Origin of the sequence: Mycobacterium sp. shizuoka-1, from assembly GCF_002723835.1 — a bacterium.
GTDB lineage: Bacteria > Actinomycetota > Actinomycetes > Mycobacteriales > Mycobacteriaceae > Mycobacterium.
The window spans coordinates 50,452-72,960 of record NZ_BEWG01000057.1; the positions used below are offsets into that span (position 1 = coordinate 50,452).

Genomic DNA, 22,509 nt, shown 5'->3' on the forward strand with positions numbered 1-22,509 from the left:
TTGGATGTGAATGTTGGCAGAGCTCAATGTGTTCGAGCGCGACGGCGAATGGTTGCGATGCGCTCTGCACGCACACTCCACCGTCAGTGACGGTGACCTGCCACCCAAGGCGGTGGCCCGCCAGTACGCGACCGCGGGCTTCGATGTCTTGGCCCTCACCGACCATTGGCGGCTGGCGACGGTCGACGGTGTCCCGGAGATCCTGACGGTTCCGGCGGCCGAGCTCACCGCCGATCTGGGCCCGGTGGGCTGGACCGCCGATGTGCTGGTGTACGGCATCAGCGACATCCCCGACGATCCCGGCGGTGACCGCCGCAACTGGTTGGTCAACACCGAGGAACACTGGGAACAGCGCACTTTCCCGTCAGTCGAGGCGTGCGCGGCCTGGGCCCATGACCAGGGCGGAGTGGCCTACCTTGCCCATCCGTACTGGACGGGAGCGGGCTCGGATGCCTTCGACGACGCCCCGCATCTGGCCGGTGTGGAGATCTTCAACGGGAGTGCCGAGTACGAGGGTGGCCGGGGTGACTCCTCACTGCTGTGGGACGAGGCGTTGCAGCGCGGGCTTGCGCTGCACGCCATCGCCACCGACGACTCGCACATGCCGCTGTTCGACATCGGGCTGGCGTGGACGTGGGTGAAGGTGGCCGAACGCACCCCGGAAGCGGTGGTCCGGGCTCTTCGGGCCGGCGACTCGTATGCCTCCAGCGGACCGGCGATCCTCGAGGTCCACACCGACGACGGCGGCGTCGAGGTCAGGTGCTCGCCGGCGCGCTCGATCCACGTCACCACCAGCAGGGAGAACGGGGCCAGCATCACCGCGGGCCGCGGCGGCAGAAAGACCGGCAAAGTTTTCCAGACCGACGGGACAGGCATGATCACTCACGCACGAATCGAATACGACTTCGACACAGTCGAATATCTCCGGGTACGCGTCGTGGACGCCGCCGGCCATCAGGCTTGGACGAACGTCCTGTGAGCGCGCGCCTCACTGCCATCGGGCGTCGCGTCGTCGCGGTGCTGGCCACCGCCGCGGTGCTGGCGACCGGATGTTCGTCGAATTCCGCGAAGGGTACCGACAGCGTGCTGACCATCGGCACGACGTACTACATCTCGTCGCTGAACCCGTTCGTGGGCATCGAAACCCAGGACAGCACAGCGTATTCGATGCTCTACCCCCAGTTGGTCCAATACGGCCCCGGCCTCAAGCTGGAGGGGGATTGGGCCAAAGACTGGACCGAATCGCCGGACGGGCACACCATCACCTTCACGCTGAAGGAGGGCAAGTGGTCCGACGGTCAGCCGCTGACCGCCGATGACGCCGTGTGGACCATCGACACCATTCGCAAGTACTCCCAGGGCGCCACCGCGTCGATGGCCAAAGTCCTTGCCGGAGTGGCATCCGCCGACGCTCCCGACCCGCACACCCTGGTCATCCACTATGAGCAGCCGATGGGCCCGGCGATGGCCAACCTCGAGCAGATGTATGTGCTGCCCAAACACATCTGGCAGACCCATGCGACCGGAGACGGCGGTTCGGGCCTGACCGATTTCAAGCCCGAACAGCAGCTACCGGTGGTCGCGGGCGGTCCCTTCACGGTCACCAAGTACGAAGACAAGGGCACCACGGTCTTCACACCCAATCCGAACTTCTACGGTCCCAAGCCGCATGCCTCGGCAGTGGCGTTGACCTACTACACCAACCCGACCGCGCTGATCGCGGACTTGAAGGCCGGCCGACTCGGGTTCGTCGACAACATCCCGTTCAAGGATGCCGCCCAACTGAAATCCGTCCCGGGCATCACCGTCGCGAGCCAGCCCGGCAACGAGGTGACCAATCTTGGCTTCAACTCCAGCGACGCCAGGAAGCTCAACCGTGAACTGCTCAACCCCACCCTGCGGGAGGCGTTCGAATACGCGCTGCCCCGCGAGCAGATCGTCGGCACCGTCTTCGGCGGCGAGGCCAAGCCGTGGGCCAACATCCTGTCCGGCTGGTCCGGTGACTGGGTCAATCCCGATGTCAAGCCGCTGCCCAACGACGTCGACAAGGCCAACCAGATCCTGGACTCGCTGGGTTACAAGCGCGGTCCGGACGGCGTGCGGGTGGTGCCGGCGACCACCGGTGACAAAGCGCAACCCGAGCATCCGATGCGCTACTCCGTCATCGTTCCCAACGACACCGACTACGACGGCCACCTGCAGTTCACGCTGCTCAAGAGTGCTTTCGAGAAGGTCGGTGTCGACCTCACCGAGAAGTCCGGTGGTGACGGCACACAGGCCTATGCGCTGATCACCGGGCCTGACGGTAAGTACGAGGACACCGACATGTTCACCTGGTACTGGCATCCCTACATCGACCCGGACTTCAACCTCGGTGTGGTCACCACCAGCGAGCTGGGCAACAACAGCGACACCGGATGGAGCAATCCCGCCTACGACGCCCTCTACGAGCAGCAGCGCACCACGGTCGACCCCGCCGCACGCCGGGCGCTGGTGTGGCAGGCCGAGGCCGAGATCGCCGGCGCCAGGCCCTACATCCAGATCGTGGAGACCAACCTGGTCACCGCCAGTTCGAACGGCTGGAGCGGATTCGAGCCGGAGCTGTTCACCCTGGGTAAGGCCTACTACACCAGCCCGAAACGGGATTGATGGCCGCACTGAACCGTGCCTGGTTCGCCCTGGTCACCGTGTTCGTCGCCGCGACGATCAACTTCTTCCTGTTCCGGGTGATGCCGGGCAACGCGGTCTCGGCGTTGCGCTGCCGCAGCTGCACTCCCCAGCTGCGCCAGGCCTTACTGGAGCGGTACGGGCTCGACGAGCCATTGCCGGTGCAGTTCGTCCGGTATTTGGCCCAGCTGGCACGTGGCGATCTCGGTATCAGTCTGGCGACCGGAAAGCCGGTGTGGCAGGCCATCATCGGGCCCTTGGTCAACACCTTGCCGATGCTGGTCGCGGGCACGCTCATCGCGCTGATTCTCGGTGTGGTCAGCGGCGTGGTCTCGGCCTGGCGGCGCGGCACCGTCCTGGACTCCGCATCGCAGTGGACCGGCCTGGCCTGTTACGCGATGCCGACCCAGTGGATCGGCTTGCTGGTGGTGTTCTACGTCGCGGCGGCGGTGGGGCTTCCGGCGGTGGGTATCCAGAGCGCCACACTCGACGTCCTCGGTGAACCGTCCACCTGGGATCTGTTGGTGGACCGCACCCAGCACCTGATCCTGCCGGCGCTGACCCTGGGGATCGGATGTTATGGCCAGTACGCCATCGTCGTGCGCTCGGCGATGCTGGAAACCCTTGGGGAGGACTACATCCTCACCGCGCGTGCCAAGGGGTTGCGGGACTGGACCATCGTCCGCCGGCACGCATTCGGCAACGCGATGCTGCCGTTGGTGACGATCGTGGCGCTTTCGGCCGGCTCGATCGTCGCCGGCGCCATCGTCGTCGAAGACGTGTTCAGTTATCCCGGAATCGGATTCGCCGCCGTCGACGCCATCAACAAACGGGACTACCCGGTGCTGCAAGGCATCTTCCTGTTGCTGACGGTGGCGGTCGTCGTGGCGAATCTGGTCGCCGACCTCATCTATGTCCGTCTTGACCCGAGGATCGCCCATGGTCGCCTCGCTGCCCGCTGACCGCGCCGACGGTGTCCCGAAGCGGACTGGAACTCTGCGGCGTCTGGTCAGCGGTAACCGTCAGACCCTGGTCGGCCTGGGTGCCTTGGGGGTGTTCGCCGTCGTCGCGCTCACCGCCTCGCTCATCGCGCCAACCGGGATAAACACCCAGTTCTCCAACGGATTCGCCGCACCCAGCGGTGCTCACCCGCTCGGGCTGGACGGTGGCGGCTTCGACGTGCTGACCAGGCTGGTGCACGGCGCCCGTACCTCGCTGCTCGTCGGCTCGGTCGCGGCGCTGGTGGGCATGCTGATCGGTGGTGTGATCGGCGTGCTGGCAGGGTATTTCGGTGGCCGCACCGACGGGTTGCTGATGCGGATCACCGACTACTTCCTGGTCATCCCCGACATCCCGCTGATGATCGTCGCCGCGGCGGTGTTCGGCCAGAACCTGACCAACATCGTCATCGTCATCGGACTGGTGTACTGGGCGTCGACCGCACGGCTGATCCGGGCCCAGGTGATGTCGGTGCGGCAGCGCACCTTCGTGCGCCGGGTCGAGGCCATGGGTGCCTCGCCGCTGTCCGTGCTGACTCGCCACGTCGTCCCGCACGTGCTGCCGCTACTGGTCGCCAACACCGTTCTGATGGTGGCGAATGCGATCTTCGCGGAGACCTACATCAGCTTCCTCGGGCTGGGCGATCCCTCGGTGGTGTCATGGGGGCGGATGATCCAGGACGCGCTCGATCAGGGTGCGGTGCTGGCCGGAGCCTGGTGGGTGGTGTTGCCTCCGGGCCTGGCCGTGACGATGGTGGTGCTGGCAGCCACCGTGGCCGGGCAAGGCATGGAGGACACTCTCAACCCGCGGTTGAAGGTCGGACATCTGGCGGTGCGCCGGTTCCGGGTCCGGCCACTGCACGGCCGACTGGCGAACGCGTGAGACCGCCACTGTTGCAGGTGCGCGATCTGTGCGTCGAATTCGACTCGGGTACAGGGAAAGTTGCGGCTGTCCGCGGCGTCACGTTCACTCTCGCCGAACGAAGCAGGCTGGGCATCGTGGGCGAGTCGGGGTGCGGCAAGTCGACTGCGGTGCTCGCGGTGATGGGTCTGCTGCCCCCGAACGCCGAGGTGTCCGGGGAGGTGCTGCTCGACGGAGTCGACATCCTGGCCGGCGGCGATGCCGGCATGCGCCGGCATCGCTGGCGAGACATCGCGATGGTGTTCCAGGGCGCGATGAACGCCTTCAACCCGGTGCGCACGGTCGGTGAGCAGATCGCCGAACCGATTCGCCTGCACCAGAACAGCAGCCGTCGTCACGCTGCCGAGCGAGTGCGTGAACTGCTCGAACTGGTCGGCATCGGCGCCCGGCGGGCGACGCACTATCCGCACGAGTTCTCCGGCGGTATGCGGCAGCGGGCCGCGCTGGCGATGGCGTTGGCGTGCGGACCGAAGGTGCTGCTGGCCGACGAACCGACCACCGCGCTGGATGTGATCGTCCAGGCCGAGGTCTTGGAGCTGCTGCGCACAGTCACCGATCAGCTCGGGGTGGCGCTGGTGTTCATCAGCCACGACCTACCCGCGGTCGCGCAGGTCGCCGAGCGGGTGGCGGTGATGTACGGGGGCCGCATCGTGGAGGAGGGCCCGGTGGGCAGCCTGCTCACCGGCCCGCGACATCCGTACACCACCGCGTTGGTTTCAGCCATCCCGAACCCGATGTCGGATACCGGGATGCGCTCGATACCCGGTGAACCACCCAGGCTCGACACCCCGTTCACCGGGTGTGCCTATGCGCCCCGCTGTCCCCGCGCCGACGACCGTTGCCGAGAGCTCGAGCCCGCCGTCCGGTCGCACGGTGTCCACACTGTCGCATGCCATCTCGTGTCGCAGACCGAGGTGTCGCGATGAGCGCCCCGCTGCTGCAGCTGTCGGACGTGACCGTGCGCTATCCGGTGGGGGCAGCCGGGTTGTTCGGTCGCCGCCGCTCGGTGGTGCACGCCGTCGAACAGGTGTCGCTGAGCGTGGCCGCCGGCGAAATCGTGGCGCTGGTCGGCGAATCCGGTTGCGGCAAAAGCACGGTCGCACGCACGATTGCGGGTGTTCAACGGGTCAGCGGCGGACAGGTGTGTTTCGAGGGAACCGATCTGGCTCGACTGACCGGTTCCGCGTTGCAACCGTATCGCCGGGCGATTCAACTGGTGCATCAAGATCCCTACGATTCGCTGGACCCGCGGATGACGGTGCGTTCGATCGTCTCCGAAGGGCTGCGGATCCACCGGGTCCCGCGTGGTGACCGCGATGCCGTGGTGCGGCGGGCGCTGGAGCGGGTGGGACTGTCACCGGCGCGCTGGGTGCTCGACCGGTTCCCCCACGAATTGTCCGGCGGGCAGCGGCAGCGGGTGGCCATCGCGGCGGCGGTGGCTTTGACACCGCGGCTGCTGGTCGCCGACGAGCCGGTCTCGATGCTCGACGTCTCGGTGCGGGCCAGCGTGCTCAACCTCATCGACGATCTGCGCAGCGACGGCCTGGGCGTGCTGTTCATCACCCACGATCTGGCCAGTGCCGTCGTGCTGGCCGACCGCATTGCGGTGATGTACTTCGGGCGGATCGTGGAGGAGGGCCCGGCTCGGCAGGTGTTGCACCGGCCGGGCCATCCCTACACCCGGGCGCTGCTGTCGGCGATGCCGTCACCTGATCCGTCGGTGCGGACCCGCCCTGCTGTGGTGCGCGGTGAACGGCCCGATGCCCTCAATCCGCCGCCCGGGTGTGCGTTCGGCTCGCGGTGCCCGGTGGCTCAGCCCGAATGCGCGGCGCAGATCCCGCCGTTGTCCACCGTGGCTGCCGGGCAGCGGGTCGCCTGTGTCGTGGCGTCGGCGGGCAACGAGGGCTGACGGGCATCGCGCCGGCGGTGGCGTCGTACCAGATAGGCTTGCGCCGTGTTTGAATCCCTGTCCGACCGGTTGACCGGTGCGCTGGCCGGCCTGCGTGGCAAGGGCCGGCTGACCGACGCCGACATCGAAGCCACCACGCGCGAGATCCGCCTGGCGCTGCTCGAGGCCGACGTATCGCTGCCGGTGGTGCGCACGTTCGTCAACCGCATCAAAGAGCGGGCGCGCGGCGCGGAGGTGTCCGGCGCGCTCAACCCCGCCCAGCAGGTCGTCAAGATCGTCAACGAGGAGCTCATCGGCATCCTCGGTGGCGAGACCCGTCAGCTGGCGTTCGCCAAGAACCCGCCGACGGTGATCATGCTGGCCGGTCTGCAAGGCGCCGGTAAGACCACCCTGGCCGGCAAGCTCGCCAAATGGCTCAAGGGCCAGGGCCACACCCCGCTTTTGGTGGCCTGCGACCTGCAACGCCCCGGCGCAGTGAACCAGCTCAAGATTGTCGGTGAGCGCGCCGGCGTCACCGTGTTCGCGCCGCACCCGGGCACCGCACCCGACGCCGCCGACACCGAAGGCGCCGGCCCCGGCGACCCGGTCGCCGTCGCGGCCGCGGGCCTGGCCGAGGCGCAGAGCAAGCACTTCGACGTGGTGATCGTCGACACCGCGGGCCGCCTCGGCATCGACGACGTCCTGATGGCCCAGGCCGCTGCGATCCGCGACGCCGTGCACCCCGACGAGACGTTGTTCGTCCTCGACGCCATGATCGGCCAGGACGCGGTGGCCACCGCCGAGGCCTTCGGCGCCGGCGTCGGGTTCACCGGCGTGGTGCTGACCAAGCTCGACGGCGACGCCCGAGGCGGTGCGGCGCTGTCGGTGCGCGAGGTCACCGGCGTGCCGATCCTGTTCGCCTCGACCGGTGAGAAGCTCGAGGATTTCGACGTCTTCCACCCAGACCGGATGGCCAGCCGCATCCTGGGCATGGGCGATGTGCTGAGCCTCATCGAGCAGGCCGAGCAGGTCTTCGATGCGCAGAAGGCCGAGGAGGCCGCGGCCAAGATCGGCTCGGGTGAGCTCACGCTGGAGGACTTCCTCGAGCAGATGCTGGCGATTCGCAAGATGGGGCCGATCGGCAACCTGCTGGGCATGTTGCCCGGCGCCGGCCAGATGAAAGACGCCCTGGCCGCGGTCGACGACAAGCAACTCGACCGCTTGCAGGCCATCATCCGCGGGATGACCCCGCAGGAGCGGGCCGACCCGAAGATCATCAACGCCTCGCGCCGGCTGCGTATCGCCAACGGCTCCGGTGTCACGGTGTCCGAGGTCAACCAGCTCGTCGACCGTTTCTTCGAGGCGCGGAAGATGATGTCGCAGATGGCCGGTGCGATGGGCATGCCGTTCGGGCGGCGCTCGTCGAAGAAGGCGGCCAAGGGCAAGAACAAGCAGGCGGGCAAGAAGAAGGGTGGACGCGGGCCGACGCCGCCCAAGACCAATCCGTTGCTCGCCGGCGGTCTGCCGGGCGGGTTCCCGGATCTGTCCGGCATGCCGGAGGGGCTCAACGAGCTGCCGCCGGGTCTGGCCGATTTCGACCTGTCCAAGCTGAAGTTCCCGGGCAAGAACTAGCGTGCCGGGCGGGCCGTTCCACGTCCGGGGCCGCAGCCTGCCCGACGGCGAGCCCGTCGAGTGGTGGATCGCCGACGGCGTGCTGCGCGCCGAGCCGGTTGCCGGTGCGCAGACCGTCTTTGACGGCGGCTGGATCCTGCCCGGTCTGGTCGACGCGCACTGCCATGTCGGGCTGGGCGAGCACGGCGAGATCCCGTTGGCCGACGCGATTGCCCAGGCCGAGGTGGAACGCGGCGTCGGTGCCCTGCTGCTGCGTGATTGCGGCTCGCCGACCGACACCCGCAGCCTCGACGACCACCACGACCTGCCCCAGATCATCCGGGCCGGCAAGCATCTGGCCCGGCCCAAGCGCTATTCGCACGGCTTTGCCATCGAGCTCGAAGACGAGTGGCAGCTGCCCGAGGCCCTGGCCGAACAGGCCAGGCGCGGCGACGGATGGGTCAAGCTCGTCGGCGATTGGATCGACCGGTCGGTGGGGGACCTGGCACCGCTGTGGTCCGACGACGTGCTGCGGGCGGCGATCGCGGCCGTGCACGACGAGGGCGCCCGCGTCACCGCGCACGTGTTCAGCGAGGACGCGCTGCCGGGTCTGATCAACGCCGGTATCGATTGCATCGAGCACGGCACGGGGCTGACCGACGACACGATCGCGATGATGGTCGAGCACGGCACCGCCCTGGTGCCGACCCTGATCAACATCGAGAACTTTCCCGGATTCGCCGACGCCGCAGGCAAATACCCAACCTACGCCGCCCACATGCGGGCCCTCTATGCCAGCTGCTATCCGCGGATGGCCGCCGCCCGGGAAGCCGGCGTGCCGATCTATGCCGGCAGCGATGCGGGCAGCACGATCGCGCACGGCCGGATCGCCGACGAGGTCGACGCCCTCAAACGCATCGGGATGAGCCCGACCGAGGCGCTGGGGGCGGCATGCTGGGATGCCCGCCGGTGGCTGGGCCGACCGGTCCTCGACGACGGCGCCCCAGCCGACCTGGTGTGCTTCACCGAGGACCCGCGCGGCGGTGCCGACGTGCTGGCCGACCCGGACCTGGTGATCCTGCGCGGGCGGGTTTACCGAACTCGCTGAACCCGCCCGCGACAGGGCATCTCAGGCGGCGATGGCCACGGCCGGTGCAGCTGCCTTCGAGGCGACGATCACGCCGAAATCGCTTGCCTGCCACGACCACATGAACCCGGCCATCGAAATCGCCGTGCTGCCGGCCGGCAGGTTGCCGTCGTTGAGGTAGACCTTGCCGGTGGCGGTGTCCACGCCGGTCACCACGACCCAGTGGTTCGGCTCGGGGTCGGGGGTCGGGACGTTCTGCCCGTAGGCGTTCACGATCAGCGCGGAGTCGACGACCACGGCCACCGCCTTGCCGGCGGCCAGGGCAGCCTCGACGTCGGAGAGCGCCCGCTGGCCGTCGACCTGGGTGGCCTTGTTCGGGGCCTCGCCGGGCTCGGGGTCATCGACGTAGGACTTGTAGGTGGCATCGATTCCGTATTTCTTCAGCAGGGCCACACCGTCGGCGGTGTACACGCCTGCTACGCCGGTCTCTTCCTTGGTGCCCACATAGATGGGCTTGGTCGGATCGACCACACTCGGCGTGCTCTTGCCGATCGCGACGATCTCGGCCTCGGTGAACGTTTGTCCGGTGAGCTGGGCGATGATCGCGGCGTCGGCGATCAGCACGCAGTCGTTGTCGAGCGTCTGCTCCAGCCAGAACTGCTTCTGGGCGGCCTGGGTGCCGTAGATGCCGGTACCGGAAACCTTGACCACGATGTCTTTTTCGATGGTGTCGGGTTTGGCCACCCCCAGGGCGACCGCCATCGAGTGCAGCGCGAGCTGCAGCTGGCCGAGCAGCCCGGGCAGCTTGGCGGCGGCGCCGTTGCTGACGGTCACGGTGAACACGTCGTTGATGCCCGGGCCGATCAGCTCGTCGCGGGCGACGTAGGTGTACTCACCGGTCGTCGGGTCGAGCGTGACGGTGCCATATTTGGGCTGCTCGGTGACGGCGTAGGTCGGATCGAATCCGTTGTTGCTGCTGCCGTTGATGGCGCCGTCGATCTGCTTCTTGGGGCCGGCCTGTGCCTGCTGCGAAGGATCTGCCGTCGGTGCCTTGTTGAAGAAGATGTAGTTGATCTGGCGGCCGATGTCGGTGAGCACCGACTGCACGGTCGGCGGCTTCGGTGCCGCGGACGCCTTGGGCGTAGTGGCGGTGGTTGTCACCAGCACCAGCGACGGCTTCGAGGTCGGCGACGTCTGCGCGGTCGACAGCCCGGCAGCCGGGGCCGGATCGGCTACCTGCGCGCCGCCGGCGGCCTTGACTCGCGGAGCGGGCCTGCCAACGGACTTACGCGGTGAACTCGCCGAACCATCTTTTGTTCCAGTGGTTTTCGAACCGTCCGACGCGGAGCTCGACGCGGCACCGGACGAGCCGGTGTCTGCGTAGGCCACGGCGGTACCGCTCGCCATGGCCGCGCCGAGTCCTGCGGCGATCGTGCCTGCGGCCAACCAGGCCGCTAATCTCTGTGTCGTCTTGCGCCGTCGCGCCCGACCTGTGCCGTGATCCATCAACGAAGCTCCCCGTCCCTCAAGCGCGCGCTGCTATGACATGGCCCAGTCGGCCGCAACAAGCGTAGAGCTGATGTGGGCATTCGGCAGTCGATCACGAAATATCTTCGTGCCGTGGGTATTTGGCTGGCGAACTGGCGTGGTGAGGAGTGGGCCGATGGGTGGCGCGGTGGTCATTGCGAGTAGCGGCTGAAACCCCAGTCGAGCAGTCGAGCCGCCTGGTCCCACAGATCGTCGCTGCCGTACATCTGCACCACGATCAGTCGCCGCCCGTTGCGCTGGGCCATCCCGACGTAGGTTTCGCGAGCCAGGTCGGTGTAGCCGCTCTTGCCGCCGATGAAGCCGGGATAGCTGCGCAGCAGGCGATCCTGGTTGCGGATCTCCTTGTATCCCGACCGGCCCGGGAACAGTGCCGACGGCTGGTGCACGATCTGGGCGAACAGGGGATAGCGCAACGCCTCCCGGTAGATCACCGCCAAATCGTGCGGTGAGGTCACCGATTCCCAGCCCGGCCCGTCCAGGCCGGACGGCGATCCGGCCCGGGTGCTGCGCGCGGTGAGCTGGTAGGCCTTGGCGTTCATCTTCTGCACCGCCATCTGCTGGCCGCCCAGCATGTCGGCCAGCAGGTTGGCGGCATCGTTGCCCGACACCATCAGCAGCCCGTCGAGCAGCTGGCGCGCGGTGTACACCTGGCCGGGCACCAGACCCACGCACGAACATTCGACCTGGGTGTGCGCCGCGGTGGCCCGGACCGCGGCGTTGGGTGCCAGCTGGTCGAGCACGACCATCGCCAGCAACGCCTTGATGGTGCTGGCCGGGGCGTGCGCGCTGTAGGGCTCACGGCCGCCGAGGATCTGACCGCTGTCCAGGTCGGCGACCAGCCAGGCCTGCGCGGGACCGTCGGGCGGGGCGACCGCGCCGGCCGGCTGCGGACCCGGCTGCGCGGCCGCGGGAGCCACCAGCACCAGCGACATCACCAGGCTGAGCAGCGCGACGAAGGGGCGGGCCGGCACGAACGCCGAGACTAACCAGCGCGCACCTCGACGACGACGCGATCGAATCTCGAAAGCGTTGCGATGCGCCGGCCAAAAGCCGGTTTTGTTAGGTAGGTCACAGTAAAATCTGCGGATAGGCGGGCGGGGATGTTGGCACTGAACAGCTGGGGAGAGACTGTGAAGATCGCGAAAATGGCCGCAGTGGCGGCCACCGTTGTCACATTGGGCGTTGCCGGCGTCACCGCAGCGCCGGCGTGGGCGACCGACAGCGTGCGGGTGTTCGGCGAGCAGGAAACACTGAACGGGCCCAATGGCCTGCCCTACATCGGCTACGTCGTGGGCACGCTCAAGCCCAGTTCGGATCCGGTGCCACACAACGGCACGTTGTACTCGGCGAAGCTGACGATCGACGGGTTCGGCGGCAATTACCCGCCGTTCATCGAGCGCTTCGGTGCCCGGGCCGAGTCCGGCGAGTTCTACCCCTCCATCTGGGGGGCTTCGAATGGCGGGCGACTCTACTTCGACGTCGTCGGCCCCATCCCGAACAGCGTCGTCTTCAACGACGGCACCCGCGACCTGCTGGCCTGGGTGCCCGGTGATCCCGGGAGCACCGCGGCGCCTGTCGTCGTGCCGGACAGCGATGAGAATTTCCAGGTCGCTCCGGACAACCAGGCACCCGCCGGCGCACCGCCCTCGGAGGACAACTCGTCGATCGTGGCCACCCCGAACGACCTGGCCACCTCGCCGTACCAAATCACCGAGGGTGAGGCTGCTCAGCCAGGCTTCAACGGGGGCGGACGCCGCTAGCGCCGCGGGCTACAGCGCGGCGACGCTCTCCGAGCGGTTCTGCGCGAAGCCCCAGTCGAGCAGCATCGCGGCCTGATCCCAGTAGGTCGGTCCGCCCTCGTGGATGAGCCCGTACATCATCGCGATCACCAGCCGGCGGCCGTCACGGTCGGCGGCGCCGACGAACGTCTTGCGGGCGGCGTCGGTGAACCCGGTCTTGCCGCCGATCGCCCCGGGATAGCGCACCAGCAGTTCGTTCTGATTCACCAGCGGCTTGTCACCGGTGTCGGTGGGGAACATCGCCACCGGCTGGGCGGTGATCTGGGCGAACACCGGGTTTGCCATGGCGGCGCGGAAGATCGCGGCCAGATCGTGCGGGGTGGTCCACCCCGGCCCGTCGGGACCGTCCAGACCGGACGGCGTGGTCGCGTGGGTGTTGGTCGCCCCGATCGCGACGGCCTTGGTGTTCATCTTGTCGACCGCGGCGCCGAAGCCGCCGAGCATGTCGGCCAGCGTGTTCGCGGCGTCGTTGCCCGACACCAGCAGCAGCCCGTCGAGCAGTTGGCGTGCGGTGTAGGTGCGGCCGGGGCGAACCCCCGCGCAATTGCATTCGACCAAGGTGTCGGCGTTGTTGGCCACCACGGTGGCAGTCAGGTCGGGCAGTTCGTCGAGAACGGTCAGCGCGAGCAGCGTCTTGATCGTGCTGGCCGGGGGGTGGGCGGCATACATGTCCCGCCCGGCCAGCACCTGCCCGGTGTCCATGTCGGCGACGATCCACGCCGTTGCGGGCCCGTCCGGAATCGGTACCGAGCCCGCGGGCTGGTCGGTGTCGGAGTGGGCGACTCCTGCGGTGCAGGCCAGCAGGGTCAGCGCCGTCGTCACGCCGGCGAGAAGTCTGCGCATGGCCTCCGAGCCTAACGCCGCGGCGATTTCGGCGCGCAAATCGCCGCTGAGCGAACGAAAGCGCGCCGAAATCACGGAGAATCAGTAGACGTCGCGGACGTAGCGGTGGGCTTTGATCAGCTCGTTGATGTAGGCGTGCGCGGCCTCGGCGTCCATCCCGCCGGCATCGGCGACGATCTCGTGCAGAGTCCGATCGACATCTTTGGCCATCTTCTCGGCGTCGCCGCACACGTAGAGGTGCGCACCCTGCTCGAGCCAGCTGAAGAGCTCGCGCGCGTTGTCCTTCATGTGGTGCTGAACGTACGTCTTGGGTCCGGCGCGGTCCCGCGAGAACGCCAGGTCCAGGCGGGTGAGCGCGCCCGACTTCAGGAATCCGGTCAGCTCGTCGCCGTAGAGGAAGTCGGTGTCGCGACGGCGGTCGCCGAAGAACAGCCAGGCCTTGCCCATGGCCGCGCCGGCCTGCCGTTCGTGCAGGAAAGCTCGGAACGGGGCGATGCCGGTGCCGGGCCCGACCATGATGATCGGCACATCGGGACCGGGCAATCGAAAATTGTGGTTGGGGCGCAGGTGGATTCGGACGGTGTGTCCGCGATCGGCCAGGAAGCCGGACGCGACGCCGCCGCGGTCCCGCCCTCGGCAGTGGTACCGCACGGTGGCGACCGTCAGATGCAGCCGATCCGGATGCACCAACGGGCTGGAGGCGATCGAGTAGTCGCGGAACTGTAAGGGGCGCAACACGTCCAGCACCTCGTCAACGCTCAGATCGGCCAGCTCCAGCAGATCGAGTACGTCGCGGCCGTACAGCCATGACGACACCACTGCCGGGTCGGCGGAGCCGAGCGCGGCAGCAGCCTCGGCGTCGTCGGTACGCGCGGCGACCAAGGCCTGCAACGCCCGCGAGGGTGCGCAGATCTCGAGGTGATGGGTGAGCAGTTCCGCCAGCGGCAGCTCCGTGCCGGCGACCACGTCCGCACCGTCGACGCCCAGCCTGGCCAGCAGGGCCTGAACCAACTCGGGGGAGTTGACCGGGTGCACGGCCACCGAATCGCCGGCCTCGTAGGTGATCCCGGAATCGCCGAGATCGAGTTCGATGTGGCGGACCTCCTTGTCGGAAGCCGGTGACGTCAGCAGTCGATTCACCACGGCGGCAGCCGGATACGGGTTGGCATCCGTCCATGTGGTCGTCCGGCGGGGTGTCACCGCGCGTGGCGCCACCGATTCGGCGGGCCGGCCGCCCGCCGAACCGGCCTGGGCGATGATCGCGGCGACGCCGGCGATCCACTCGCGGGCGTCACCTTCGCGGTAGCAATCGAATTCGACGCGCTCGGCCAGTGGGCGCGCGCCCTGCTCGGCCAGCCGGGCATCGATGATCCGCCCGGCGTTGCAGAACAGGTCGTAGGAGCTGTCGCCGAGCGCGGCCACGGCGTAGGACAATCCGTCGAGGCGCGCGTCGCAGGCGGACAGTTCCTCCCAGAACACCGCGCCGTTGTCGGGCACCTCGCCGTCGCCGAATGTCGAGGCCACGATCACCAGATGGGTGGCCGCCGCCACGTCGGTCAGCGCGACGTCGTTGAGCTCGGTCTCGGTGACGTCGAATCCCAGCGCGGTGACGGCCTCGGCCAATTGCACGGCGAGGTACTCGGCGGTGCCCATATCGCTGGCATAGCCGATGATCAGGGACAACCCGGGGTGTTGCGGCACGCGTCCTCCGCTTCAGTTGGCTTTGGTTAGCCTGACCTTAGTCGGATTGTCCCGCTGGCGTGGACCTCCCCACCGGCGGCACGCACGAGCGTGTTGAATCACCCGAATGCTGAGTCTTGAAGAGATTTCGGATCGTTTGGAGATCCAGCAGCTGCTGGTGGACTACTCGACGGCGATCGACAGCCGCCGGTTCGACGACCTGGATCGCGTCTTCACACCCGACGCGCACATCGACTACACCGAACTCGGCGGGATCGCCGGCACCTTCCCCGACGTCAAGGCCTGGCTGGCCGAGGTATTGCCGAACTTCCCGGCCTACTTCCACATGCTCGGCAACTTCGACATCCGCCTCGACGGCGACACCGCGACCTCGCGCACCATCCTGTTCAACCCGATGGCGCTGGGCGACAACGGTCAGGTCATGTTCTGCGGGCTCTGGTACGACGACGCGTTCATCCGCACCCCCGAAGGCTGGCGGATGACGCGACGCGTGGAATCGAAGTGCATCCAGAAGATCGTCTGAACGGCCGAGGTGGCCGCGGCGCCAAACCTGTTGGGGCCGAACGATCGTTGCACCGTCACACCAGGGCTGATCCCGGCACCGCAGGGACCCCGGCCCGGAATCCCTGCGGCACCATCAGGATCAGCTGGCCGGCGGGGTCAGCACGGTGTCGATGAGGTACACCGTCGCGTTGGCGGTGCGGACGCCGCCACACACCACCGACGCCCCGTCCACCTTGAGGTCATTGCCCGAACCGGTCACGGTCACCGGCGCGCCCTGCACCGTGGGGTGTGAGCCGTCCACGTCCGCCGGGCTGAGCTGCCCGGGCACCACGTGATAGGTCAGGATGTTGGTCAAGGCGGCGGAATCGGACTTCAACGCCTCGACCGTCGACGCCGGCAGCTTGGCGAATGCCGCGTCCGTCGGCGCGAACACGGTGAACTGACCACCGTTCAGCGTGTCGACGAGGTTCACGTTCGGGTTGAGCTTGCCCGACACCGCGGCAGTCAACGTGGTCAGCAGCGGGTTGTTCGACGCGGCAACCGCGACCGGGTCGTGGGCCATACCGGCGACCGAGCCCGGACCGGTGGGCACCTGCGCGGCGTACGCCGCACACCCGGGGCCGACCAGGTTGTTGGTCATGTCGGCGCCGGCAACGCCGGTCGAGATCGTCATGACGGCAGCCGCACCCAGGGCCGTCGTCGCCACCGCCACCGCGAGTTCGCGTTGAATGTTCATTGACGTATTTCTCCTCCGTGTCGTCGACGGCCAGATGCCGCCTTCCTGATGTACGACTGTGATTCGGAGGCGGATGCGCGGCGGATTGGTCGACAGCAAGATTTGCTCGACATCGGCGTCTCGGCGGCGGTGAAACACCCTGGCCATCCGCGGCCGCACCGGTGCCGAATCTCTTGTGTGCCAGCAAGCCAGGCCCAGTCTCAGCTGCTCGCCTGCCCCCAGGATGTCGACGACCCGCAGCGGCGGATCGGCCAACTCGGGGCGGGCGGGGGACCGGACCCATTACGCTTCGCTTCGATGAGTGCACCGCCGCAATCCGGCAGCGACCTCGATGCGTTGCTGTGTCTGGTCGGCCGTGGTGATACCGACGCCTTCGCCACCTTCTACGACCGCACCCGGACCCGCGTGTACGGGTTGATCCTGCGGCTCCTGCGCGACCCGGGCTACAGCGAGGAGACCACCCAGGAGGTGTACCTCCAGGTATGGCGCAGCGCGGCGCAGTTCGATCCCGCCGCGGGCTCGGCGCTCGCGTGGCTGATGACGCTGGCCCATCGTCGCGCGGTGGACAGGGTGCGCAGCGAGGAGGCGGCCGCCCGCCGAGACCTGCGGTATGGCGCCGCCAGCGGTGAACCGTCGGCCGATGTCGTGGTCGACACGGCCATCCAGCGCGACGAGGCCCGGCAGGTGGCAGACTGCCTGCAGTCACTGACCGACCTGCAGCGTGAATGCATCGAATTGGCGTACTACCGCGGGCTGACCTATGCCGAGGTATCCCGGCAGTTGGCCGCGACCCTGCCGACAGTCAAGTCGCGGATGCGTGACGCGCTGCGTGGCTTGCGCACGTGTTTGGGGGTGTCATGACCGGTCCCGCGGACTTCGAATTGCTGGCGTTGGCCACCCCGTATGCCCTCGACGCCGTGTCCGACGACGAGCGCGCAGACATCGAGCGGCGTCTCGACGCCGCCCCTGCCGCCCTGGCCGCACAGTTCCACGAGGAAGTGCGCGCCGTGCGCGAGACGATGGCCGCGTTGTCGGCCGGCACGAGCGCCGAGCCGCCACCGGAGTTGCGTGAGCGGTTACTGGCTGCGGTCGCGCCGGTTCCGACCATCGGGAAGCGCAGGCGCACAACCCTGCTGCTGGCAGCGGCAAGTGCACTGGTGGTGGCTCTGACCGCGGTCAGCGTGGGGTTGGCGTTACGACCGCCGCCCCCGCGAACGACAGCCGAACAGGTGATCAACGCGCCCGACATCCACACGGTCAGCGCGCCGATCCCGTCCGGCGGCGTCGCGACCGTCGTGTATTCGCGCGACAAGAATGCGGCAGTCCTGGTGATGAACGACGTCAATCCGCCCCCGCCGGGCAGCGTCTATCAAATGTGGCTGCTGGGCGGCCAGGAACCGCGCTCGGCGGGCACCATGGGACGCGACGACGTCGGCCCGTCGACCACTGCGGTGCTGCCCGATCTGCGGGCCGCCCGCACGCTGGCGTTCACCGTCGAACCCGGCACCGGTTCGGCGCGGCCGACCACCGCGCCGTTCGCCGAACTGCCGCTGACCTGAGGCGCCCGCACCGCCGAGGTGCGACGAGCACCGATCCATCCCGTCGCCGGCTCCGAACTCCTTGGGTAGTCGCGGTCCGCACGCGGCTACCAGGGTGGAAGGGGTCGACATGGACGGTCTGCGGGTGACGGCGCGAGTGCTCACCCGGGCGGCGATGACGACGACCGCGATCTGCCGGGTCCTCGGGGCCTGTGGCCGCACCCTGTGCGGTGCTGACGGTGGGAGTCCACATGTCGACACCGGTGAAAACCCCGTCGGCCGCCCACCGCGGGCGCCATCGGCCCTGAACCGCACGATTAACACCTGACCAGGGCACTCTGGCACAATGGTCGGCTGTCCGCCCCGCGACCATGGTCGCCGGTCGGTCACGCACGCGAGGCAAAACCGGATCCGGCATTCCGCCGGCATCGCTGAATTGCAGCGTGATACCCACAGGAGTTAGTTCATGGCTGTCAAAATCAAGCTCACTCGGCTCGGCAAGATCCGCAATCCCCAGTACCGCATCGCCGTCGCCGACGCGCGCACCCGCCGCGACGGCCGCGCCATCGAGATCATCGGCCGCTACCACCCCAAGGAAGATCCGAGCCTGATCGAGATCGATTCCGAGCGCGCCCAGTACTGGCTGTCGGTCGGCGCCCAGCCCACCGAGCCGGTCCTCAACCTGCTGAAGATCACTGGTGACTGGCAGAAGTTCAAGGGTCTGCCGGGCGCCGAGGGCACGCTGAAGGTCAAGGAGCCCAAGCCCAGCAAGCTCGATCTGTTCAACGCTGCGCTGGCCGAGGCCGACGGCGCCCCCGGTGGCGAGGCCACCTCGCCCAAGAAGAAGAAGGCGCCCGCCAAGAAGGCCGAGGCCGAGGCCGAGTCGGCCGCCGAGCCGGCTGCTGCCGACGCCACCGAGACCGCTGAGGCCGCCGCAGAATGAGCTCGGTCGTCGTCGACGCCGTCGAGCACCTGGTCCGCGGGATCGTCGACAATCCCGACGACGTTCGCGTCGACATGGTCACCAACCGGCGGGGACGCACGGTTGAGGTTCACGTTCACCCCGAGGACCTCGGCAAGGTGATCGGCCGCGGCGGTCGCACCGCGACCGCGCTGCGCACCCTGGTCGCCGGTATCGGCGGCCGGGGTATCCGCGTCGACGTGGTCGACACCGACCAGTAGGCGCACAGGAGCGAAGCACCCGGGATAGGACTGCGGCATGGAGCTCGTCGTCGGTCGTGTGGCCAAAGCTCACGGGATCACCGGCGAACTGGTGGTCGACGTCCGCACGGACGACCCCGACGAGCGGTTCGCACCCGGTAACCGGTTGCACCTGCGGCCTTCCCGTGGTGGCAGCGGCCGCGACGTCGTCGTGACGGCCGCACGCCCGCACGGTGGGCGGTTGCTGGTTCGGCTCGACGGGGTGTCGGATCGCAACGCCGCTGATGCGTTGCGCGGCAACCTGTTCGTCGTCGACTCCGCCGACCTGCCGGCGATCGACGATCCCGACGAGTTCTACGACCATCAGCTCGAGGGGCTGGCGGTGCGCACCGTGGACGGCCGCGACGTGGGGACGATCGCCGAAGTGCTGCACACCGCGGGCGGTGAGCTGCTGGCGGTTCGGGATCCCGGCGGCGCCGAGGTGCTGGTGCCTTTCGTCGGCGCCATCGTGACCTCGGTGTCTCTGGCCGACGGTGTCGTCGAAATCGATCCACCCGACGGGCTTTTGGATCTGGACGGCGTCGACTGACATGCAGCTCGATGTCGTCTCGATCTTCCCCGAGTACCTCGCCCCGCTGCGACAATCCCTGCCCGGCAAGGCGATCGAGTCGGGCATCGTCGACCTCGCCGTGCACGATCTGCGCCGGTGGACCCACGATGTGCATCACTCCGTGGACGACTCGCCCTACGGCGGCGGCCCCGGCATGGTGATGAAAGCGCCGGTCTGGGGTGAAGCGCTGGACGAGATCTGCACCGAGGCAACCCTTCTGGTGATCCCGACCCCGGCGGGGCGATTGTTCACCCAGAGCGATGCCCAACGCTGGACGGGGGAGTCGCACCTGGTGTTCGCCTGCGGCCGTTACGAAGGCATCGACCAACGGGTCGCAGAAGATGCCCGTCGGCGGATGCGGGTCGAAGAGGTGTCCATCGGCGATTACGTGCTGGCCGGTGGCGAGGTGGCCGCGTTGGTGATGATCGAGGCGGTGGTTCGGCTGCTGCCCAATGTGATGGGCAATCCGCGCTCGCATCAGGATGATTCGCACTCACCGGAAAAGGACGGCCTGCTGGAGGGGCCGAGCTACACTCGCCCGCCGGTGTGGCGCGACCTGTCGGTGCCCGAGGTGCTGCTCTCCGGTGACCACGGCAAGGTGGCGGCCTGGCGGCACGAGCAGGCGCTGGCACGCACCCGCGAACGCCGCCCCGACCTGTTAGAGGGCTGAATACGCGGCGCGGCACTGGTTATTGACCGCCGCCGACGGGTATTGAGGAAGGCGTGACTCGTCCAACCAGCGGCGCTCCGCCAGAGCAGGCTGCTGCGCAGGTGACGGGTCGACAACGCAACCTGGTCTTCCTCGCCGTGGTGTTGGGCATGCTGCTGGCTGCCCTGGATCAGACGATCGTCGCCACCGCGCTGCCGACGGTGGTCGCCGATCTCGGCGGCGCCGGCCACCAATCGTGGGTGGTGACCAGCTACCTGCTGGCCTCGACGATCGTGACGGCGGTGGTCGGCAAGCTCGGCGACACGTTCGGCCGCAAAGTGGTCTTCCAGGCCGCCGTGCTGTTCTTCCTGGCCGGATCGGTCCTGTGCGGGCTGGCCGGCTCGATGACCATGCTGGTCGGCTCGCGCGCGCTACAGGGCATCGGCGGCGGCGCGATCACCGTCACCGCGGTCGCCGTCATCGGCGAGGTCATCCCACTGCGAGAACGCGGCCGCTACCAGGGCGCCCTGGGGGCGGTGTTCGGCGTCACCACGGTGGTCGGCCCGCTGCTCGGCGGACTGTTCACCGACCACCTCGGCTGGCGGTGGGCGTTCTGGGTCAATGTGCCGGTCGCGGTGGTGGTGCTGGCGGTGGCGGCGTGGGCGATCCCGCAACTCGGTCGCACTGCGCGGCCCGTCATCGACTATCCGGGCATCGTCCTGGTCGGCCTTGGTGCGGCCGGGCTGACGCTGGCGACCAGCTGGGGCGGCACCACCTACCCGTGGGGCTCGCCGATGATCATCGGGCTGTTCGTCGGCTCGGTGGTTGCGCTGGTGGCGTTCGTGATCGTCGAAACCCGGGCGGCGGAACCGATTCTGCCGATCCGGCTGTTCGCCGACCCGGTGTTCACGGTGTGCTGCGTGCTGTCGTTCGTCGTCGGGTTCGCGATGCTCGGCGCGCTCACCTTCCTGCCGACCTACATGCAGTTCGTGGACGGGGTGTCGGCGACGGTGTCCGGGCTGCACACGCTGCCGATGGTGGTGGGCCTGCTGGCGACGTCGTTGACCAGCGGTGTGATCGTGGGACGCACCGGGCGCTACAAGATCTTCCCGATCGCCGGCACGGCGATCATGGCGGTCGGATTCGTGCTGCTGTCCTTGATGGACGCCCACACCTCCACCCTGGTGCAGTCTCTGGACCTGCTGGTGCTGGGCGCCGGGATCGGGCTGAGCATGCAGGTGCTGGTGCTCACCGTGCAGAACACTGTCGACTTCACCGATCTGGGCGTGGCCACGTCGGGCGTCACGTTCTTCCGCACCATCGGCAGTTCGTTCGGCGCGGCGATCTTCGGCTCCCTGTTCAGCAACTTCCTGGCCGACCGGCTGCCTGCGGCGCTGGCCGCCAGCGGCGCCTCGCCGGCGGATGCGCAGTCACCGCAGGCGCTGCATCAGCTTCCGCGGGCGGTGGCCGCCCCGATCGTCGACGCCTACGCCGACTCGCTCAGCAAGGTGTTCCTGTTCGCCGCGCCGGTCGCCGTGGTCGGCTTCGTGCTGGCACTGTTCCTCAAGCAGGTCCCGCTGCGCGACGCCGCGGCCACCGGCAGCACCGACCTCGGCGAGGGCTTCGGGATGCCCACCACCGAACCCGCCGAGAAAGTGCTGGAAGTGGCGGTCAGCAGGCTGTTGCGGGAGACCCGAGGCATGCACCTGCCTGCGCTGGCCCGGTCGGGAGGCAGCCGCCTGGACACCCCGCGGCTGTGGGCGCTGCTGCAGATCTACCGGCATGCGCAGGTCTCCGGGGCGGCGGCGGTGGCCGATATCGCCGCCCAGCACCGGGTGCCGCCGGAGATTCTCGAGCCCACCTTCGACGGGTTGGTGGCAGCGGGATACGCGCAGCGCAGCGGCGATCACCTGTGGCTGACCGCCTCGGGTGCTGCGGAAGTGAATTACGCCCGCAACCAGATCGCCAGCTGGATCACCGACACGCTGACCCGCTCGCCGGCGTTCGCGGGACGACCCGACCGGATGCAGGTCCAGGGCGTGATGGAACGCATCGCCCGCAGCGTGCTCGCCGACAGTGACAGCACCGAGGAGGCCACCCGGCCGATGGTGATCGGACCGCCCCATGCCGCGACCGATTCGGCAGCGACCACCCGGCTTCGCTCAGCGGCGGCCGTGGCCGTCGGTAACGAACCGACCCGGCCGTTCCGGGCGCGCGCCGAATTCCGGCCGCCGCCGCGGTAGATCG

General features: G+C 68.3%; 22 protein-coding genes. 17 read left to right on the forward strand and 5 right to left on the reverse strand.

Features of this window, described 5'->3' with window-relative positions; genetic code table 11:
* Positions 1-10 precede the first annotated feature (10 nt).
* The 8 genes from MSZK_RS17030 to MSZK_RS17065 are packed head-to-tail and all read left to right on the forward strand — an operon-like array spanning position 11 to position 9,194.
* On the forward strand, positions 11-979 hold the full coding sequence (locus tag MSZK_RS17030) for a CehA/McbA family metallohydrolase (RefSeq protein ID WP_099249860.1): 969 nt from the start codon (positions 11-13) through the stop codon (positions 977-979).
* Entirely contained in the window at positions 976-2,649 is a 1,674-nt protein-coding gene (locus MSZK_RS17035) for an ABC transporter substrate-binding protein (RefSeq protein ID WP_099249862.1), read from the forward strand. Before MSZK_RS17030 ends, MSZK_RS17035 begins: the two co-directional genes overlap by 4 nt.
* Positions 2,649-3,629, forward strand: a complete 981-nt coding sequence (locus MSZK_RS17040; protein ID WP_099249863.1) for an ABC transporter permease — start codon at positions 2,649-2,651, stop codon at positions 3,627-3,629. Before MSZK_RS17035 ends, MSZK_RS17040 begins: the two co-directional genes overlap by 1 nt.
* Positions 3,607-4,548, forward strand: coding sequence for an ABC transporter permease (locus tag MSZK_RS17045; protein ID WP_099249865.1), 942 nt, complete (start codon positions 3,607-3,609; stop codon positions 4,546-4,548). Before MSZK_RS17040 ends, MSZK_RS17045 begins: the two co-directional genes overlap by 23 nt.
* Entirely contained in the window at positions 4,545-5,513 is a 969-nt protein-coding gene (locus tag MSZK_RS33495; RefSeq protein WP_099249866.1) for an ABC transporter ATP-binding protein, read from the forward strand. The genes MSZK_RS17045 and MSZK_RS33495 overlap by 4 nt, the downstream gene beginning before the upstream one ends.
* Positions 5,510-6,496 (forward strand): ABC transporter ATP-binding protein, encoded by a 987-nt coding sequence (locus MSZK_RS17055; protein WP_099249867.1) that lies wholly within the window; start codon positions 5,510-5,512, stop codon positions 6,494-6,496. The genes MSZK_RS33495 and MSZK_RS17055 overlap by 4 nt, the downstream gene beginning before the upstream one ends.
* A 45-nt stretch (positions 6,497-6,541) precedes the next feature.
* Positions 6,542-8,107: a signal recognition particle protein gene (ffh, locus tag MSZK_RS17060; RefSeq protein WP_099249868.1), complete on the forward strand. Its 1,566-nt coding sequence runs from the start codon at positions 6,542-6,544 to the stop codon at positions 8,105-8,107.
* A gap of 1 nt (position 8,108) precedes the next feature.
* Positions 8,109-9,194: an amidohydrolase family protein gene (locus MSZK_RS17065; RefSeq protein ID WP_099249870.1), complete on the forward strand. Its 1,086-nt coding sequence runs from the start codon at positions 8,109-8,111 to the stop codon at positions 9,192-9,194.
* 21 nt (positions 9,195-9,215) lie between these two features.
* Here MSZK_RS17065 and MSZK_RS17070 read toward each other — a convergent pair whose 3' ends face one another.
* Positions 9,216-10,562: a hypothetical protein gene (locus MSZK_RS17070; protein ID WP_142389947.1), complete on the reverse strand. Its 1,347-nt coding sequence runs from the start codon at positions 10,560-10,562 to the stop codon at positions 9,216-9,218.
* 290 nt (positions 10,563-10,852) lie between these two features.
* The gene (locus MSZK_RS17075) at positions 10,853-11,653 is read right to left on the reverse strand and encodes a D-alanyl-D-alanine carboxypeptidase family protein (RefSeq protein WP_099249985.1); all 801 of its coding nucleotides are present in this window, start codon (positions 11,651-11,653) and stop codon (positions 10,853-10,855) included.
* A gap of 198 nt (positions 11,654-11,851) precedes the next feature.
* Between MSZK_RS17075 and MSZK_RS17080 the strand changes: the two genes are divergently transcribed.
* Complete coding sequence (locus MSZK_RS17080) at positions 11,852-12,481, forward strand: DUF1942 domain-containing protein (protein WP_099249873.1); 630 nt, start codon at positions 11,852-11,854, stop codon at positions 12,479-12,481.
* 9 nt (positions 12,482-12,490) lie between these two features.
* On the opposite strand, the gene MSZK_RS17085 is transcribed toward MSZK_RS17080, so the two are convergent.
* The gene (locus MSZK_RS17085; protein ID WP_199203372.1) at positions 12,491-13,363 is read right to left on the reverse strand and encodes a D-alanyl-D-alanine carboxypeptidase family protein; all 873 of its coding nucleotides are present in this window, start codon (positions 13,361-13,363) and stop codon (positions 12,491-12,493) included.
* 81 nt (positions 13,364-13,444) lie between these two features.
* The gene (locus tag MSZK_RS17090; protein WP_371411351.1) at positions 13,445-15,064 is read right to left on the reverse strand and encodes a sulfite reductase flavoprotein subunit alpha; all 1,620 of its coding nucleotides are present in this window, start codon (positions 15,062-15,064) and stop codon (positions 13,445-13,447) included.
* A 106-nt stretch (positions 15,065-15,170) separates the two neighbouring features.
* On the opposite strand from MSZK_RS17090, the gene MSZK_RS17095 reads away from it, so the two are divergent.
* Positions 15,171-15,587, forward strand: coding sequence for a nuclear transport factor 2 family protein (locus MSZK_RS17095; protein WP_099249875.1), 417 nt, complete (start codon positions 15,171-15,173; stop codon positions 15,585-15,587).
* 120 nt (positions 15,588-15,707) lie between these two features.
* On the opposite strand, the gene MSZK_RS17100 is transcribed toward MSZK_RS17095, so the two are convergent.
* Positions 15,708-16,241: a fasciclin domain-containing protein gene (locus MSZK_RS17100; RefSeq protein WP_304528958.1), complete on the reverse strand. Its 534-nt coding sequence runs from the start codon at positions 16,239-16,241 to the stop codon at positions 15,708-15,710.
* Between the two features lie 360 nt (positions 16,242-16,601).
* On the opposite strand from MSZK_RS17100, the gene MSZK_RS17105 reads away from it, so the two are divergent.
* From MSZK_RS17105 to MSZK_RS17135, 7 genes are all read left to right on the forward strand, one after another.
* The gene (locus tag MSZK_RS17105; protein WP_099249878.1) at positions 16,602-17,165 is read left to right on the forward strand and encodes a sigma-70 family RNA polymerase sigma factor; all 564 of its coding nucleotides are present in this window, start codon (positions 16,602-16,604) and stop codon (positions 17,163-17,165) included.
* Positions 17,162-17,863, forward strand: a complete 702-nt coding sequence (locus tag MSZK_RS17110; protein WP_099249880.1) for an anti-sigma factor domain-containing protein — start codon at positions 17,162-17,164, stop codon at positions 17,861-17,863. The genes MSZK_RS17105 and MSZK_RS17110 overlap by 4 nt, the downstream gene beginning before the upstream one ends.
* A 445-nt stretch (positions 17,864-18,308) precedes the next feature.
* Positions 18,309-18,785, forward strand: coding sequence for a 30S ribosomal protein S16 (rpsP, locus tag MSZK_RS17115; RefSeq protein ID WP_099249882.1), 477 nt, complete (start codon positions 18,309-18,311; stop codon positions 18,783-18,785).
* On the forward strand, positions 18,782-19,024 hold the full coding sequence (locus MSZK_RS17120) for an RNA-binding protein (protein WP_005148848.1): 243 nt from the start codon (positions 18,782-18,784) through the stop codon (positions 19,022-19,024). Before rpsP ends, MSZK_RS17120 begins: the two co-directional genes overlap by 4 nt.
* 37 nt (positions 19,025-19,061) lie before the next feature.
* Positions 19,062-19,592 carry a ribosome maturation factor RimM gene (gene rimM / locus MSZK_RS17125; RefSeq protein WP_099249883.1) on the forward strand — a complete coding sequence of 177 codons (531 nt, stop codon included), beginning with the start codon at positions 19,062-19,064 and terminating at the stop codon, positions 19,590-19,592.
* A gap of 1 nt (position 19,593) precedes the next feature.
* Positions 19,594-20,283: a tRNA (guanosine(37)-N1)-methyltransferase TrmD gene (trmD, locus tag MSZK_RS17130; RefSeq protein WP_099249885.1), complete on the forward strand. Its 690-nt coding sequence runs from the start codon at positions 19,594-19,596 to the stop codon at positions 20,281-20,283.
* Positions 20,284-20,336: 53 nt separating this feature from the next.
* Positions 20,337-22,505 carry an MDR family MFS transporter gene (locus MSZK_RS17135; RefSeq protein WP_142389948.1) on the forward strand — a complete coding sequence of 723 codons (2,169 nt, stop codon included), beginning with the start codon at positions 20,337-20,339 and terminating at the stop codon, positions 22,503-22,505.
* The last annotated feature ends 4 nt before the right edge of the window (positions 22,506-22,509 follow it).

Bases quoted from the DNA above. Each gene is read 5' to 3' on its own strand.
- MSZK_RS17075 (WP_099249985.1), bottom strand. From the start codon at position 11,653: ATGTCGCTGGTGCTGGTGGCTCCCGCGGCCGCGCAGCCGGGTCCGCAG.
- MSZK_RS17055 (WP_099249867.1), top strand. From the start codon at position 5,510: ATGAGCGCCCCGCTGCTGCAGCTGTCGGACGTGACCGTGCGCTATCCG.
- MSZK_RS17095 (WP_099249875.1), top strand. From the start codon at position 15,171: ATGCTGAGTCTTGAAGAGATTTCGGATCGTTTGGAGATCCAGCAGCTG.
- MSZK_RS17085 (WP_199203372.1), bottom strand. From the start codon at position 13,363: ATGCGCAGACTTCTCGCCGGCGTGACGACGGCGCTGACCCTGCTGGCC.
- rimM (WP_099249883.1), top strand. From the start codon at position 19,062: ATGGAGCTCGTCGTCGGTCGTGTGGCCAAAGCTCACGGGATCACCGGC.
- MSZK_RS17030 (WP_099249860.1), top strand. From the start codon at position 11: ATGTTGGCAGAGCTCAATGTGTTCGAGCGCGACGGCGAATGGTTGCGA.
- MSZK_RS17120 (WP_005148848.1), top strand. From the start codon at position 18,782: ATGAGCTCGGTCGTCGTCGACGCCGTCGAGCACCTGGTCCGCGGGATC.
- rpsP (WP_099249882.1), top strand. From the start codon at position 18,309: ATGGCTGTCAAAATCAAGCTCACTCGGCTCGGCAAGATCCGCAATCCC.
- MSZK_RS17045 (WP_099249865.1), top strand. From the start codon at position 3,607: ATGGTCGCCTCGCTGCCCGCTGACCGCGCCGACGGTGTCCCGAAGCGG.
- trmD (WP_099249885.1), top strand. From the start codon at position 19,594: ATGCAGCTCGATGTCGTCTCGATCTTCCCCGAGTACCTCGCCCCGCTG.
- MSZK_RS17110 (WP_099249880.1), top strand. From the start codon at position 17,162: ATGACCGGTCCCGCGGACTTCGAATTGCTGGCGTTGGCCACCCCGTAT.
- MSZK_RS17105 (WP_099249878.1), top strand. From the start codon at position 16,602: ATGAGTGCACCGCCGCAATCCGGCAGCGACCTCGATGCGTTGCTGTGT.
- MSZK_RS17100 (WP_304528958.1), bottom strand. From the start codon at position 16,241: ATGACGATCTCGACCGGCGTTGCCGGCGCCGACATGACCAACAACCTG.
- MSZK_RS17040 (WP_099249863.1), top strand. From the start codon at position 2,649: ATGGCCGCACTGAACCGTGCCTGGTTCGCCCTGGTCACCGTGTTCGTC.